Here is a 14,668-nt window from a genome sequence, read left to right on the forward strand (position 1 = left end):
ACTCTGTTGCAGGAATAAGTACCACCGCAGAGAGGTGTCTGATGCAGTTGGAAAATGGCTGGATTGTCGGGGTGACGCGAGTGGTTTCGCCGCACTGCGATCGGCGCCCGGATGACGAGCCGCCCTCGCTGCTGGTCATCCATAACATCAGCCTGCCGCCCGGCGAATTCGGTGGCCCCTATATCGACCAGCTGTTCACCGGCACGCTCGATCCCGCGCAGCACCCTTATTTCGCCGAGATCCATCAGCTGCGAGTGTCTGCGCACTGCCTGATCCGCCGCGATGGGGAGATCGTGCAGTATGTGCCCTTCGACCAGCGCGCGTGGCACGCGGGCGTTTCTGTGTATCAGGGGCGCGAACGGTGCAACGATTTCTCCATCGGCATCGAGCTGGAAGGCACCGACCAGTTAGCCTACACCGAGGCGCAATATCGCACGCTGCAGGCGGTCACCGCGCTGCTGGCCGAACATTATCCGCCGTTGGCGGCGCATATCGCCGGGCATTGCGATATCGCCCCCGGCCGCAAAACCGATCCCGGGCCGGCGTTCGATTGGGATCGCTATCTGGCATCTCTGGAACAACGCGGCGCGCCCGCCGACGCTATGCTTGAGACAAGAAAAAGGGAGAGGAATCGCTAATGACGCTGTTTACGCTGTTGCTGGTTTTGGCCTGGGAGCGCCTGTTCAAGCTGGGGGAACACTGGCAGCTGGATCATCGCCTCGAAGTGGTATTTCAGCGGCTGCATCGGGTTTCGCTGGCGCAGACGCTGGCGATGACCGCCGCCTGGATGGTGATCGTCTGGGGCGTTCTGTGGTTGTCGCACGGGTTATTCTTCGGCGTGGTGACGCTGCTGCTGTGGATCGTCATCGATCTGCTGTGCGTCGGCGCCGGCATCAAGCGCAAACACTATCGCGCCTACCTGAAAGCGGCGCGGCAGGGGGATACCCATGCCAGCGATCAGATGGCGGAAGAGCTGGCGTTGATCCACGGTTTGCCGGTGGACTGCAGTGAAGAGCTGCGTCTGCGCGAGCTGCAAAACGCGCTGCTGTGGATCAACTTCCGTTATTACCTGGCGCCGCTGTTCTGGTTCGTGGTCTTTGGGCCGTACGGGCCGATCGCGCTGGCGGGATATGCCTTCCTGCGCGCCTATCAAACCTGGCTGGCGCGCCACAATACGCCGCTGGAGCGTTCGCAGTCGGGCATTGATCATCTGCTGAACTGGCTGGACTGGATCCCGGTGCGTTTGGCCGGGGTGGCCTATGCGTTGTTCGGCCACGGCGAGCGCGCGTTGCCGGCCTGGTTCGCCTCACTCGGCGATCGGCATTCGTCGTCGTATCAGGTGTTGACGCGGCTGGCGCAGTTCTCGCTGGCGCGCGATCCGCATATGGACCCGGTGCAAACGCCGCGGGCGGCGGTGACGCTGGCGCGCAAGGTGACGATGATCATCGTGGTGGTGGTGGCGCTGTTGACCATTTACGGCACGCTGCTGTAAACCGCCGTGAAAAACAAAACGGGCGCCTCGGCGCCCGTTTCTTTTTGGCCATCCGGCCGGGATTACAGCTTGGCGAAGCAGCGACGCGCGGCGTCGATGGTGCGCTGGATGTCTTCCTTGCTGTGCGCCACGGACATGAAACCCGCTTCGAAGGCGGACGGCGCGAGATACACCCCCTCTTCCAGCATCAGGTGGAAGAAGCGCTTGAAGCGTTCCACGTCGCACTGCATCACGTCCTGGTAGCAGGTGACCGCCGGCGCGTCGGTGAAGAACAGGCCGAACATGCCGCCGACGTTGTTGACCACCAATGGAATATTCTCTTCCTGCGCCGCGTGCAGCAGGCCAGCGGCCAGCATCTCGGTCAGTTCGGTCAGCGTCTGGTGCACGCCAACCTGCGACACTTCGGTCAGGCAAGCGTAGCCCGCCGCCATGGCGATCGGGTTGCCGGACAGGGTGCCCGCCTGGTAGACCGGGCCGGTCGGTGCCAGCGCGTCCATCACCTCGCGACGGCCGCCGAAGGCGCCCACCGGCATGCCGCCGCCGATGATTTTTCCGAGGCAGGTCAGATCCGGCTCGACGCCGTAATAGGATTGTGCGCCGGCCAGCGCGACGCGGAAGCCGGTCATCACTTCGTCGATGATCAAGAGCGCGCCGTACTTGTCGCACAGGGCGCGCAGGCCCGGCAGGAATTCCGGCAGCGGCGGCACGCAGTTCATGTTGCCGGCGACCGGCTCGACGATGATACAGGCGATCTCGGACGGGTACTGTTCGAAGGCGGCGCGCACCGAATCCAGATCGTTATAGGTGCAGGTCAGGGTGTGTTTGGCGAAGTCGGCCGGCACGCCCGGTGAGTTCGGCTGGCCGAGGGTCAGCGCGCCGGAGCCGGCTTTCACCAGCAGGCAGTCGGCGTGGCCGTGGTAGCAGCCTTCGAACTTGATGATTTTATCGCGGTTGGTGTAGCCGCGCGCCAGGCGGATAGCGCTCATGGTGGCTTCGGTGCCCGAGTTCACCATGCGCACCATATCCATCGTCGGCACCAGTTCGGTGACCAGCTGCGCCATTTTGACTTCCATCTCGGTCGGCGCGCCGAAGCTCAGGCCGCGCTGCGCCGCTTCAATCACCGCGTCGCGGATCGCCGGGTGGTTATGCCCCAGCACCATCGGCCCCCAGGAACCGACATAGTCGATATAGGCCTTGCCGTCGGCATCGAACAGGTAAGCCCCGTCTGCGCGCTCGATAAACAGCGGCACACCGCCCACGCCGGTGAATGCACGCACCGGAGAGTTTACCCCGCCGGGGATCAACTGTTGCGCCTGGGCGTACAGACTTTCGGACTTGCTGTGTAGGCTCATAAATCGGCTCCTGGATTCTCTTTTGAATGATTTGACCGCGCTATTCTAGAGGAGAGCGCCGCGTTATGAAACGATCACAGTCAGATACCATTAACGGCAGCGCCCGCCGCCGGGTTGGGGTAGAATTATCGCCCTGCCTATTTGTATTACAAATTACCTGACGAATCACTCGCGATGACAGAATCACAATCACAGCCAGTCGGGACGTTGAGCCCGCGTCTTAGCCGCAGCGATGCGGTGCGCCAGTTTATCCGCCGCGATAAAACGCCGGTGGCGATCCTGTTGATGGCCGCGCTGGTGGGGACGCTGGCCGGTTTGCTCGGCGTGGCCTTCGATAAAGCGGTGGAGTGGGTGCAGCAGCAGCGGCTGGCTTCGCTGGCGCAGGTCGCCGACTTCTGGATCCTGGTGTGGCCGCTGGCGTTTATCTTGTCCGCCGCGCTGGCGGCGCTGGGTTATTACCTGGTGCGGCGCTTTGCGCCTGAGGCTGGCGGTTCGGGCATTCCGGAGATCGAAGGCGCGCTGGAGGAGCTGCGGCCGGTGCGCTGGTGGCGCGTGATACCGGTGAAATTCATCGGCGGCATGGGAACGCTGGGGGCGGGCATGGTGCTGGGGCGCGAAGGGCCTACGGTACAGATGGGCGGCAACGTCGGGCGCATGGTATTGGACGTGCTGCGCATTCGCGGCGCCGAGGCGCGCCATTCGCTGCTGGCGACCGGGGCCGCCGCCGGGCTGTCCGCCGCGTTCAACGCGCCGCTGGCCGGCATTCTGTTTATCATCGAAGAGATGCGGCCGCAGTTTCGCTACAACCTGATCTCGATTAAAGCGGTGTTTATCGGCGTTATCATGTCGAGCGTGGTGTTCCAGCTGTTCAACGGCCAAGGCTCGGTGATCGCGGTCGGCAAACTCGCCTCGGCGCCCATCAACACCTTGTGGCTCTATCTGGTGCTGGGGGCGATATTCGGCGCGGTGGGCGTGGGATTCAACGCGCTTATCTTCCGCACCCAGGACATGTTCGCGCGCCTGCACGGCGGCCGAATGCGCAATGTCCTGCTGATGGGCGGGCTGCTCGGCGGCGTGTGCGGCATTCTGGGGCTGATTCAGCCAGAGGCGGCGGGCGGCGGCTTTGGGCTGATCCCGATCGCCGCGGCGGGCAATTACAGCGTCGGCATGTTGATGTTTATCTTCATTACCCGCATCTTCACCACGCTGCTGTGCTTCGGTTCCGGCGCGCCGGGCGGCATCTTTGCGCCGATGCTGGCGCTGGGCACGCTGTTCGGCACCGCCTTCGGGCTGGCGGGGGCGCATCTTTTCCCGCAATACGGCATCGAGGCGGGCACTTTCGCCATCGCCGGTATGGGGGCGCTGTTCGCCGCCACCGTGCGCGCCCCGCTGACCGGCATCGTGCTGGTGCTGGAAATGACCGACAACTACCAGCTGATTTTACCGATGATCATCACCTGCCTCGGTGCTACGGTGGTGGCGCAACTGCTCGGCGGCAAGCCGCTGTATTCGTCGATCCTGGCGCGCACCCTGCAACGGCAGGAGGCGCAGTTGGCGCGGGAAGCGGCGGAGAAAACAAGTAAAGAAAATACAACAAATGCGGTGAATACTTGAACGCAACACTCAGGTATCGGATAATCGTTAATATTAATCAGGCAGCCCTGGTCGCGATCTGATGCTGAACAATGTTGGGAGTAAAGAGTATGAGTGATGAAACGGCACTGCCCCTGCAATTTACCGAGGCAGCAGCAAACAAGGTCAAGTACCTGATTGCTGACGAAGAAAATCCGAACCTGAAGTTGCGGGTTTACATTACCGGCGGCGGCTGCAGCGGATTCCAGTACGGTTTCACTTTTGACGACAAGGTCAACGATGGCGACATGACCATCGAGAAGCAGGGCGTGGCGCTGGTGGTCGATCCGATGAGCCTGCAGTATCTGGTTGGCGGTTCGGTGGACTACACCGAAGGGCTGGAAGGATCGCGCTTCGTGGTGACCAACCCTAATGCCAAAACCACCTGCGGTTGCGGTTCGTCGTTCAGCATCTGAGTTTGCCTGTCAGAATATCAACCCGCTTGCTTTCCAGCCGGCGGGTTTTTTTATGCCTACCACTCCACGAGGATCACTGCCACGCCGTTCTCCTGGGCCGGTGGGTTGTGGATGATATTCGGCTGTGCCGTCGCGTGGCTGCATTCGTCCCGCAGGGCGGCGGCTCAGCGTTCGAGAATAAAGGCGGGCAGCTTGAGGTGCCAGCGGATGGCCGCCAGCCGAATGGCCAGCGTGATGACCATGCCCAGCATCATGGCTTGTTGCAGCGGCATGTTGAAGGTGTAAAACGCCGTGGCGTGCGCGATGCCACCGATGATGCAGGCAGTGGCGTAAATTTCGGTGCGCAGGATCATCGGGATCTCGCGCGCCAGCACGTCGCGGATAATGCCGCCGCCGACGCCGGTGATCACCCCCATGCAGATCGCCACCAGCGGGCCGGTACCGGCCGCGAAAGCCTTGTTGACGCCGATGCCGACGAACACCGCCAGCCCGACGGCATCGAGCACCGGCAGCACCCATTTCGGCAGGCGGCGCGGCTGGCGCACCAGCAACAGCGTCAAGACGCAGGTGATCATCGCCACCACCAGATCGGTGGGATCCTTGACCCAGAACACCGGGCCGTTGGCCAGCGCCATATCGCGGATGGTGCCGCCGCCGACCGCGGTAACCACGCCCAACACCAACACGCCGAACGGATCCATGCGCAGTTTGCCGGCCAGCAGTACGCCGGAGACGGCGAACACCGCCGTACCGAGAATATCCAACCAGAACACCAGCATCAGCGGATCTCCGCCAGCTGGCGGCACAGTTGCTGCGCCGCCAACAGCAGCCGCGGCCCGCCGCGATTGAACCAGTCTTCATTCAGCGCGATCACCGGCACCTGCAGCTGCGGCGCCCAGAAGGCTTTCACATTGGCGGCCTCTTTCGCGCCGCCGGTGATGACGATGGCCTGGGGTTGGCGCGCCAGCACCTGCTCGCGGCTGATCTGCGGCCAAGGCGTGCGGCTGTCGGCGAAGACGTTCTGCGCGCCGCACAGCGTCAACACCTGGCTCTGCAGCGTGGCGCCGGAGCTGGTGAACAGCGGCTGGGTGCCGAACTGCAGCAACACGCGTCGCGGAGGGTTATCGGCGTACTGTTGCCTGAGATCGGCGAACTGGCGGCGAAGGCCGGCGGCGGCCTGATGCGCCTGGTCCGGGTGCGGGCTGTATTGCGCCAGCTTATCCAGCAAGCCGGCGATCCCTTCGAGATTATCGGCGTCCGCATAGAAGATCGGGATGCCGAATGCGGCGAGCTGATCCAGCACGCGCTGCGGATTGCCGCCGCGCCAGGCGAGGATCAGATCCGGCTTGAGCGCCAGCACCCGCTCCAGGTTGATGCCCTGCCAGGAGGCCACCTGCTCCAGCCTGGCGGCCTGCGGCGGATAATCGGAATAGGCGCTCGCCGCCACCAGCACCTCGCCCATGCCGGCGGCATAGGCGAGTTCGGTCGCATTGGGCGCCAGGCTGATCACTCGCTGGGCGGCCCCGGCCGGCAGGGCTAGCCAGAACGCCAGCAGCCAGAGCGCCGAGGTGAAGCGCAGCCTCACATCAACCGCGCTTGGCCAGGGTTTGCAGCATGGCGTTGACCATCAGCGTAGACTGCTTGGCCGCTACCACCAGGAACTCGTCAAAGCTCATGTGCGACTCGCTGTCGGCGACGTCGGAAATGGCGCGCACCACCACGAACGGCGTGCCGAACAGATGGCAGACGTGGGCGATCGCCGCGGCTTCCATTTCCACGGCGGCGACGCGCGGGAAGGTGGCGCGGATGCGCGCCAGCGGCTCGGCGCCGTTGATGAAGGCGTCACCGCTGCAGATCAGGCCGCGCACCGCGTGCAGATCCAGCTGTTTGATGCAGCTTTCCGCCAGCGCGATCAGTGCGTCGTCGGCGACGAACGCCGCCGGGCAGCCGGCCATCTGGCCCGGCTCGTAGCCGAAGGCGGTGACGTCGGCGTCGTGGTAGCGCACTTCTTCCGACACCACGATGTCGCCCACGCGCAGCGTGCTGGCCAGGCCGCCGGCGGAGCCGGTATTGATCACCACGTCCGGGCTGCAGTGCTCCAGCAGCAGGGTGGTGCCCATGGCTGCGGAGACTTTGCCGATGCCGGATTTCAGCAGGGCCACTTCAACGCCGCCGATCTGGCCGGTGTAGATTTCGCAGCCCGCGCGCTGGATGGTTTGACGGTTTTCGATTTGATCGCGCAGCAGGGTGACTTCCTGCTCCATTGCGCCGATGATGCCTACTTTCATAATAACACTCGCTGATTGGCCGTGAGAATTGCGGCATAGTCTATCATGGCTGTGTATCAGAGATAATGCGTTGCATCCGCCGCCGGGAATTGTTATCACGGGGGCAGGGCGCAACGGCGGAGAAACAGATGTCCGGGATCGACTTCAAGCAAAAAATCAGCTTCCAACGGCCTTTCAGCAAACCGATCGAGGCCGAGGAAGAGTACGACATCGTGCGGCAGTTCGAGAGCGATCGCGGGCGCATCGTCAACTCGGCCGCCATTCGCCGTCTGCAGCAAAAAACCCAGGTGTTTCCGCTGGAGCGCAACGCGGCGGTGCGCAGCCGCCTGACGCACTCGATGGAGGTGCAGCAGGTCGGGCGCCATATCGCCAAAGAGATCCTCAACCGCTTCAAACAGGCGGGTAAGATCGATGAATTCGGCCTGACCCGGCTACTCGATCCGTTTGAGAGCATCGTGGAAATGGCCTGTCTGATGCACGATATCGGCAATCCGCCGTTCGGTCACTTCGGCGAGTCGGCGATCAACGACTGGTTCGCCCAGCGGCTCGATCCTGCCAGCTGCGGCAGCGAGCCGGGCAGTCACGATCGCTGCCAGGTCGCGTCGCTGCGGCTGCATGAAGGGGAGAGCGATCTGAACCGGCTGCGCAGCCGGATCCGTCAGGATCTCAGCCATTTCGAGGGCAACGCCCAGGCGATCCGCATGGTGTACAGCCTGCTGAAACTCAATCTGACCTACGCGCAGGTCGGCTGCATTTTGAAATACACCCGCCCGGCTTATTGGGCGGGCGACATCCCCGCCAGCCACAGCTATTTGATGAAAAAGCCCGGCTATTATCTGGCGGAAGAAGCCTTTGTCGATAGGTTGCGGCGCGAGCTGCACATGGGCGAGTTCGATCGTTTTCCGCTGACCTACATCATGGAGGCCGCCGACGATATCTCGTACTGCGTGGCCGATCTGGAAGATGCGGTGGAGAAGAGCATTTTCACCGTCGAGCAGCTGTATCAGCACCTGATTCAGGAGTGGGGCGAGGTGGTGCCGGGCGATCTGTTCGACAAGACCGTCGCCAGCGCGTTTCGCAAGATCGACCGCGGCGGCGCGCGGCGCAGCGCGGAAGATCAGTTCTTCATGTATCTGCGGGTGTTTACCGTGGCGCGGCTGGTGCCGCACGCGGCGCAGCGATTTATCGACAATCTTGACGCGGTTTATCAGGGCAGTTTCAATCAGGCGCTGCTGGAAGATTCCAGCCCGGCCTATCAGCTGCTGAAAATATTTAAAAATGTGGCGTTCAAGCACGTGTTCAACCACCCGGAGGTCGAGCAGCTCGAGCTGCAAGGCTACCGGGTGATCAGCGGCCTGCTGGACATTTACAGCCCGCTGCTGGCGATGTCGCTGGCGGACTTCAGCCGGTTGGTGCGCGAGGACAGCCATCGCGCTTACCCGATCGAAACGCGCCTGTTCCACAAGCTGTCCACCAAGCATCGGCTGGCTTATGTGGAAGCGGTAGAAGGGCTGCAGCATTTATCGCCGGAGCAGCAAACCATTCGGGAATATTATTTCCGCGCGCGTTTATTGCAGGACTATATCAGCGGAATGACCGACCTTTATGCCTATGATGAATATCGTCGATTAATGGCGGCGGAATAATTAAGCGGAGGAATAATTATCAGCAATTCCAACCGGTTGGCTGTCTCGAGTTTTGTAAAGACGAACAATATTTGTTTACTATTGCCAATCATCTGTGCCGGAACTTCGGGCTATTAATTAACTCTGAATAAGCACGCAAGACAGCCATTCTTTTTTGAACGACTTTATAAGAGACACACAGATGAAAAAAACCGCATTAGTTCTGAGCGCACTGGCATTCAGCATCGGTATGGCGATGGGCCCGGTTACGGCCAGCGCCGCTGAAACCGCGTCTTCCAGCACCCAGCAGTTGCCGAGCCTGGCGCCGATGCTGGAGAAGGTGATGCCTTCCGTCGTGAGCATTAACGTTGAGGGCAGCACCACGGTCAATACGCCGCGCATGCCGCAACAGTTCCAACAGTTCTTCGGTGAAGATTCGCCGTTCTGCCAGGACGGTTCACCGTTCCAGGGCTCGCCGATGTGTCAGGGCGCTGAACAGCCCGGACCGGATGGCCAGCAGCCGCAGGGCACGCAGCAGAAATTCCAGGCGCTGGGCGCCGGGGTGGTTATCGATGCCGCCAAGGGCTATGTGGTGACCAACAATCACGTGGTGGACAACGCCAACAAGATCCAGGTGCAGCTGAGCGACGGTCGTCGTTTCGACGCCAAAGTGATCGGCAAGGATCCGCGTTCCGACATCGCCCTGATCCAGTTGAAAGATTTCAAGAACCTGACGGCGATCAAGATGGCGGACTCCGATCAGCTGCGCGTCGGCGATTACACCGTGGCGATCGGCAACCCGTACGGGCTGGGTGAAACCGCCACCTCGGGCATCGTGTCCGCCCTGGGGCGCAGCGGCCTGAACATCGAAAACTACGAAAACTTTATCCAGACCGATGCGGCAATCAACCGCGGCAACTCCGGCGGCGCGCTGGTTAACCTGAACGGCGAGCTGATCGGCATCAACACCGCGATCCTGGCGCCGGACGGCGGCAACATCGGCATCGGCTTCGCCATTCCGAGCAATATGGTGAAAAACCTGACGGCGCAAATGGTCGAGTATGGCCAGGTGAAACGCGGCGAGCTGGGCATCATGGGCACCGAGCTGAACTCGGAGCTGGCCAAGGCGATGAAGGTCGACGCGCAGCGCGGCGCCTTCGTCAGCCAGGTAATGCCGAAATCTTCCGCCGCGAAGGCGGGCATCAAGGCCGGTGACGTGATCGTCACCATGAACGGCAAGGCCATCTCCAGCTTCGCCTCGTTCCGGGCAGAGATCGGCACGTTGCCGGTCGGCAGCAAGATGTCGCTGGGCATTATCCGCGACGGCAAGCCGATAACGATTGACGTCACGCTGGAGCAAAGCGCGCAGACCCAGGTGGCCTCGGGCAATATCTACACCGGCATTGAAGGCGCCGAGCTGAGCAATACCCAGGTCGGCAACGTGAAAGGCGTTAAGGTCGACAGCGTGAAAGCCGGCAGCGCCGCCGCACGCATCGGCCTGAAAAAGGGCGACGTGATCCTGGGCGTGAACCAACAGCCGATCCAGAACCTGGGCGAGCTGCGTAAAATCCTCGACAGCAAACCGTCGGTGCTGGCGTTGAATATTCAGCGCGGCGATAGCCAGCTGTACCTGCTGGCGCAGTGATAAACGTCAGGCGCTAAAAGCAACAAAGGCACGCTACGGCGTGCCTTTTTGCATTATGGCCTGAGGATTCAGGCCGGTTGCGCCAGATGCGCGCGCGCCGCGTGGATCACCAGTTCAATCTCATCCAACAGCTCCAGCCACTCCGGCTCCAGCTCGTCGTTGGTGATGCCCTGGCGCAGCTGCCGCTCGAGGTAGAAACACAGCTGCTTGAGGCGCGGCACGCCGCTGTAGCTGCAGCTGCCGTGCAGCTTATGGACCAGGTCGAGGATCTCGTCGTCGTGTTGCCCCTCGAGCAGCGCCTGCACCCGTTCGCGCACCTGCGGCAGGAAATCGAGCAGCATTTGCAGCAGATCGCGCGCCAGATCCGGCTTATTGGCCGCCTGGCGCAGCGCCAGCGGCCAGTCGAGCGACAGCGGGGCATCGTCGGCGACGGCGCTTTCCACGTCGCCGCTGTGGTAGCGCGACAGCACGCGGGTCAGCATTTTCTCGTCGATCGGCTTGGCCAGGTAGTCGTCCATCCCCGCCTGCAGCAGATGCTCGCGTTCGCCGCTGGCGGCATGGGCAGTGACGGCGACGATCGGCGTGGAGTTGTGGTGCGGCAGTTGGCGGATCAGTTCGCTGGCGTGAATGCCGTCCATCTTCGGCATTTGAATGTCCATCAGGATCAGATCCAGCACGTTGTTGCGCGCCAGCGCCAGCGCTTCCTCACCGCTCTCGCACAGCAGCGTTTTTTCCACCTGTTCGCCCAGCAGCGTGCCGATCAGCTTCAGGTTGGCCGGGTTGTCGTCGACCGCCATCACCGTCAGCGGCAGACGTTTACGCTCAGGCGGGGCGGCGAGCCGATCGGGCGTTTCCATTCTCAGCAGCGGGAACAGACGCGTGCTGGTGATAGGCTTGATCAGGCAGCCGAGCGCGCCTTGTTGCTTAAGCAGCTCGGCGTCGATCTGCGCCTGGCACGGCAGCGCCAGAATGACCCGATCGGCCAGCTTCAGCGAGGCCAACAATTTGTCCTGATGCTGCGCCATGTTGTCGCGGAACGGGATCGGCACGCCGGCCAGCAGGAAATCGTAATGGCCTGACGGCAGTTGGCCTAGCGTCGGCGAGTGGGTGATCACCAGCTGCGTGACGCTGAGCATGTTGAGCGTCGCCTGTGCCGCCGTCGGGTTGGACTCGATATAGGCGAGCGTTTTGCCGTTCAGATCCGGCAGGTTCGGCGCCAGCGACAGCATGCCCTCGTTCAGATCCAGCGTGATGTGGAACCAGAAGGTCGAGCCGCGATTCAGCTGGCTGTGGAAGCAGATGTCGCCGCCCATTTCCTTCACCAGCTTTTGCGTGATCACCAACCCCAGCCCGGTGCCGCCGTGGCGGCGGGAGATGCTGGCGTCCGCCTGGCGGAACGCCTGGAACAGCTGCGACTGCTGGCGTTCGGAGATGCCGATGCCGGTGTCGTGGATCTGCACTTCCACTTCCACCCGGCGCTCCAGCTGTTTGCGCAGCTCGACGCGAATATCGATATTGCCGGTTTCGGTGAACTTGATGGCGTTGCCCAGCAGGTTGGTGATGATTTGCTGCAGGCGCAGCGAGTCGCCGATCACCTGCTCCGGCACGTCGTTGTGCACATCCAGCGTCAGCTCCAACCCTTTGTCGTGGGCGCTGGGGGCCAGCAGCACCACCACTTCGTCCAGCGTTTCGCGCAGGGCGAACGGAATATGCTCCAGCACCAGTTTGCCGGCCTCCAGCTTGGAGAAGTCCAGCACGTCATTGATGATGGTCAGCAGGTTGTTGGCCGAGCGCTCGATGGTCTGCAAATAGTCGGTTTGGGTCGCGCTCAGATCGGTTTTCAGCATCTGGCGGGTAAAACCGATCACGCCGTTGAGCGGGGTACGCAGCTCGTGCGACATGTTGGCCAGGAATTCGGACTTGATGCGCGCCGCCTCCTGCGCGCGTTTTTTCGCCAGATCCAGTTCGACGTTCTGGATCTCCATCTGCTCCAGCGTTTCACGCAGGTCAGACGTGGCCTGATCGATGTTCTGCTGCATCTCTTCGTGATAGGCGGTGAGCGACATCGCCATCGAGTTGATGCCGTTCTTCAGCATGTGCAGCTCGCCGAGCATGTAGCCCTCCACGCGGCTGTCGAGCTGGCCGCGGCGGATGCGATCGACGGTGTTCACCATGTTGCGGATCGGGCCGGTCACGTCGCGCATCAGGCGGTAAGCGAACAGGATGGCGATGCACATGCACAGCAGCAGCAGCAGGGTGGAGACGAACACCTCTTTATACTGCTGCAGCCGCACCGACTGCAGATCCAGCTCGATCGCCACATAGCCCAGGTTGTTGTCGGGGTGGCTGCCGCCGTCGGCGGTTTCATCCGGATACTGATTTTCCGACAGGATCGGCGTGCGCAGGATCAGCGAATCGCCGCGCCGGGTGAGCATCAGTTCGGTGGGCAACGGCACGCCTTTCGGCAACTGCAGCTGAGCGAAGTTGTGGTGATAATTGGAGGTGACGAACAGGTTGTTCTGCGCATCGAACACGGTGATCGAACGCACGATGTCCGAATGGCGGCGGTGCAGCAGGCTGACCAGTTGCCTGACCGATTCGCGGCTGCGGAACGTCATGCCGTACTCGCTGGCTACCGCCAGCGGCTCGATGATGCTGGCGCCGGCGTCGACCAATTGCTCCTGCAGCTCGTTATAGCGGTGCACCACGAAGAAGGTGCTGAGCAGCAAACCAATCAGCAAGGTCGGGGCCAGAATCAGGATCATCATGCGCGCACGCAGGCTGTATTTGGTCATGGGATTCCAATGTGGGAGAATTGACAGCTGACACTAGCTTAATGAACCAGCACACAATCGACAAATATGGCGCAATTCTACTCTCCCAAACGCCGCGTGACGACCCGGCAGAGCTCACAAATCTTCACCGTGACGGTGAGCGATCTCGATCCTTTCGGCCAGGGCGTGGCGCGCCACGACGGCAAAGCAGTGTTCGTGCCGGGCGTATTGCCGGGCGAGCAGGCGGAAATCCAGCTGACCGAAGACAAGCGCCAGTTCGCCAAAGGCAAGCTCAAGCGCCTGCTGAGCCGCAGCCCGCAGCGGGTGGAGCCGCGCTGCCCGCATTTCGGCGTGTGCGGCGGCTGCCAGCAGCAACATGCGGATGAGGCGCTGCAACAGCAGAGCAAGGCGGCGGCGCTGGTGCGCATGATCGCCCGCGAAACCGGGGTGACCCCGCAACAGGAACCGGTGATCGCCGGCCCGGAATACGGCTATCGCCGCCGCGCCCGCCTGAGCCTGGCGTGGCAGCCGAAGCTGCAGCGCCTGATGATGGGGTTTCGACAGGCGGCCTCCAGCGAGCTGGTGGCGGTGGAGCACTGCCCGGTGCTGCGCCCGGAGCTGGAACAGCTGCTGGCACCAGTGCGCGCCTGCCTGAGCGGGCTGCTGGCGGTGCGGCGGCTGGGGCATGTGGAGCTGGTGCTGGCGGATAACGGCCCGCTGCTGGTGCTGCGCCATCTCGATGCCCTGAAAGAGGCGGATCGCCAGGCGCTGTTGGCGTTTGGCGAGCGGGAAAAGGTCGCCGTTTATCTGGCGCCGGACAGCGATCGGGTGGAAAAACTGTGCGGTGAAACGCCGTATTATCAGGTTGACGGGCTACGCTTAGACTTCAGTCCGCGCGACTTTATTCAGGTCAATGACGCCGTAAACCAACAAATGGTGGCGCAGGCCCTTGAATGGCTCGACATTCAACCCAATGATCGGGTGCTGGACCTGTTCTGCGGCATGGGGAATTTCACCCTGCCGCTGGCGCGCCGCGCCGCTGCGGTGGTGGGCATCGAAGGTGTTGCCACGCTGGTAGCGAATGGGCAATATAATGCACATAAGAATAAGCTGAATAATGCGTCGTTCTTCCATGAGAATCTGGAGGACGACGTTGAGCGGCAACCTTGGGCAGCACAAGGGTTTGATAAGGTGATGCTGGATCCCGCCCGCGCCGGTGCGGCCGGGGTGATGTCACACATTGTAAAACTGGCGCCGGCGCGGGTGGTGTATGTTTCCTGTAACCCCACCACGCTGGCTCGCGACAGCAAAGTGCTGTTGAACGCCGGTTATCGTCTTGCGCGCGTGCGGATGTTGGATATGTTTCCGCACACGGGGCATCTTGAATCAATGGCGCTGTTTATCAACGAGCGCGCGCCAGAGGTCGCTGCAAAGTAGGGAGAAG

12 protein-coding genes are annotated in these 14,668 nt (G+C 62.1%); 7 read left to right on the forward strand and 5 right to left on the reverse strand.

All coding sequences use genetic code 11. The features are described 5' to 3' along the window. The first annotated feature begins 41 nt into the window (after nt 1-41). Together ampD and ampE are read left to right on the forward strand one after the other, a co-directional pair. Nucleotides 42-638 (forward strand): 1,6-anhydro-N-acetylmuramyl-L-alanine amidase AmpD, encoded by a 597-nt coding sequence (gene ampD / locus EDY99_RS00485; protein ID WP_103101738.1) that lies wholly within the window; start codon nt 42-44, stop codon nt 636-638. Continuing rightward, nucleotides 638-1,492 carry a beta-lactamase regulator AmpE gene (gene ampE, locus EDY99_RS00490; protein WP_033631795.1) on the forward strand — a complete coding sequence of 285 codons (855 nt, stop codon included), beginning with the start codon at nt 638-640 and terminating at the stop codon, nt 1,490-1,492. The genes ampD and ampE overlap by 1 nt, the downstream gene beginning before the upstream one ends. Before the next feature lie 62 nt (nt 1,493-1,554). On the opposite strand, the gene hemL is transcribed toward ampE, so the two are convergent. After that, a complete protein-coding gene (gene hemL / locus EDY99_RS00495) occupies nt 1,555-2,844 on the reverse strand; it encodes a glutamate-1-semialdehyde 2,1-aminomutase (protein ID WP_015376661.1) in 1,290 nt (429 codons plus the stop codon). 174 nt (nt 2,845-3,018) lie between these two features. Between hemL and clcA the strand changes: the two genes are divergently transcribed. Together clcA and erpA are read left to right on the forward strand one after the other, a co-directional pair. After that, a complete protein-coding gene (clcA, locus tag EDY99_RS00500; RefSeq protein ID WP_033641864.1) occupies nt 3,019-4,458 on the forward strand; it encodes a H(+)/Cl(-) exchange transporter ClcA in 1,440 nt (479 codons plus the stop codon). Between the two features lie 89 nt (nt 4,459-4,547). Then, the gene (gene erpA, locus EDY99_RS00505; RefSeq protein ID WP_033641865.1) at nt 4,548-4,892 is read left to right on the forward strand and encodes an iron-sulfur cluster insertion protein ErpA; all 345 of its coding nucleotides are present in this window, start codon (nt 4,548-4,550) and stop codon (nt 4,890-4,892) included. 164 nt (nt 4,893-5,056) lie between these two features. Here the strand turns inward: erpA and EDY99_RS00510 are convergent, their stop codons facing one another. From EDY99_RS00510 to mtnN, 3 genes are read right to left on the reverse strand one after another with little or no spacing between them, the layout of a single operon-like run. Next, nucleotides 5,057-5,671 (reverse strand): TRIC cation channel family protein, encoded by a 615-nt coding sequence (locus EDY99_RS00510; RefSeq protein WP_033641866.1) that lies wholly within the window; start codon nt 5,669-5,671, stop codon nt 5,057-5,059. Further along, entirely contained in the window at nt 5,671-6,477 is an 807-nt protein-coding gene (btuF, locus tag EDY99_RS00515) for a vitamin B12 ABC transporter substrate-binding protein BtuF (protein ID WP_123061387.1), read from the reverse strand. Before btuF ends, EDY99_RS00510 begins: the two co-directional genes overlap by 1 nt. 1 nt (nt 6,478) lies before the next feature. Next, a complete protein-coding gene (mtnN, locus tag EDY99_RS00520) occupies nt 6,479-7,180 on the reverse strand; it encodes a 5'-methylthioadenosine/S-adenosylhomocysteine nucleosidase (RefSeq protein ID WP_019455094.1) in 702 nt (233 codons plus the stop codon). Nucleotides 7,181-7,308: 128 nt separating this feature from the next. Here mtnN and dgt point away from each other — a divergent pair, with 128 nt between their 5' ends. Together dgt and degP are read left to right on the forward strand one after the other, a co-directional pair. Further along, nucleotides 7,309-8,826 carry a dGTPase gene (gene dgt / locus EDY99_RS00525; protein ID WP_099785551.1) on the forward strand — a complete coding sequence of 506 codons (1,518 nt, stop codon included), beginning with the start codon at nt 7,309-7,311 and terminating at the stop codon, nt 8,824-8,826. 181 nt (nt 8,827-9,007) lie between these two features. Continuing rightward, nucleotides 9,008-10,450, forward strand: coding sequence for a serine endoprotease DegP (degP, locus tag EDY99_RS00530; protein WP_033641869.1), 1,443 nt, complete (start codon nt 9,008-9,010; stop codon nt 10,448-10,450). 68 nt (nt 10,451-10,518) lie between these two features. On the opposite strand, the gene barA is transcribed toward degP, so the two are convergent. After that, complete coding sequence (barA, locus tag EDY99_RS00535; protein WP_033641870.1) at nt 10,519-13,245, reverse strand: two-component sensor histidine kinase BarA; 2,727 nt, start codon at nt 13,243-13,245, stop codon at nt 10,519-10,521. A 66-nt stretch (nt 13,246-13,311) separates the two neighbouring features. Here barA and rlmD point away from each other — a divergent pair, with 66 nt between their 5' ends. After that, nucleotides 13,312-14,661, forward strand: coding sequence for a 23S rRNA (uracil(1939)-C(5))-methyltransferase RlmD (gene rlmD, locus EDY99_RS00540; RefSeq protein WP_033641871.1), 1,350 nt, complete (start codon nt 13,312-13,314; stop codon nt 14,659-14,661). Nucleotides 14,662-14,668: the final 7 nt, after the last annotated feature.

Origin of the sequence: Serratia sp. LS-1 (assembly GCF_003719595.1) — a bacterium.
Lineage (GTDB): Bacteria > Pseudomonadota > Gammaproteobacteria > Enterobacterales > Enterobacteriaceae > Serratia > Serratia ureilytica.

What these genes read in the sequence shown, in the direction of transcription:
- ampD (WP_103101738.1), top strand. Translation starts at nt 42, where the DNA reads ATGCAGTTGGAAAATGGCTGGATTGTCGGGGTGACGCGAGTGGTTTCG.
- ampE (WP_033631795.1), top strand. Translation starts at nt 638, where the DNA reads ATGACGCTGTTTACGCTGTTGCTGGTTTTGGCCTGGGAGCGCCTGTTC.
- hemL (WP_015376661.1), bottom strand. Translation starts at nt 2,844, where the DNA reads ATGAGCCTACACAGCAAGTCCGAAAGTCTGTACGCCCAGGCGCAACAG.
- clcA (WP_033641864.1), top strand. Translation starts at nt 3,019, where the DNA reads ATGACAGAATCACAATCACAGCCAGTCGGGACGTTGAGCCCGCGTCTT.
- erpA (WP_033641865.1), top strand. Translation starts at nt 4,548, where the DNA reads ATGAGTGATGAAACGGCACTGCCCCTGCAATTTACCGAGGCAGCAGCA.
- EDY99_RS00510 (WP_033641866.1), bottom strand. Translation starts at nt 5,671, where the DNA reads ATGCTGGTGTTCTGGTTGGATATTCTCGGTACGGCGGTGTTCGCCGTC.
- mtnN (WP_019455094.1), bottom strand. Translation starts at nt 7,180, where the DNA reads ATGAAAGTAGGCATCATCGGCGCAATGGAGCAGGAAGTCACCCTGCTG.
- dgt (WP_099785551.1), top strand. Translation starts at nt 7,309, where the DNA reads ATGTCCGGGATCGACTTCAAGCAAAAAATCAGCTTCCAACGGCCTTTC.
- degP (WP_033641869.1), top strand. Translation starts at nt 9,008, where the DNA reads ATGAAAAAAACCGCATTAGTTCTGAGCGCACTGGCATTCAGCATCGGT.
- barA (WP_033641870.1), bottom strand. Translation starts at nt 13,245, where the DNA reads ATGACCAAATACAGCCTGCGTGCGCGCATGATGATCCTGATTCTGGCC.
- rlmD (WP_033641871.1), top strand. Translation starts at nt 13,312, where the DNA reads ATGGCGCAATTCTACTCTCCCAAACGCCGCGTGACGACCCGGCAGAGC.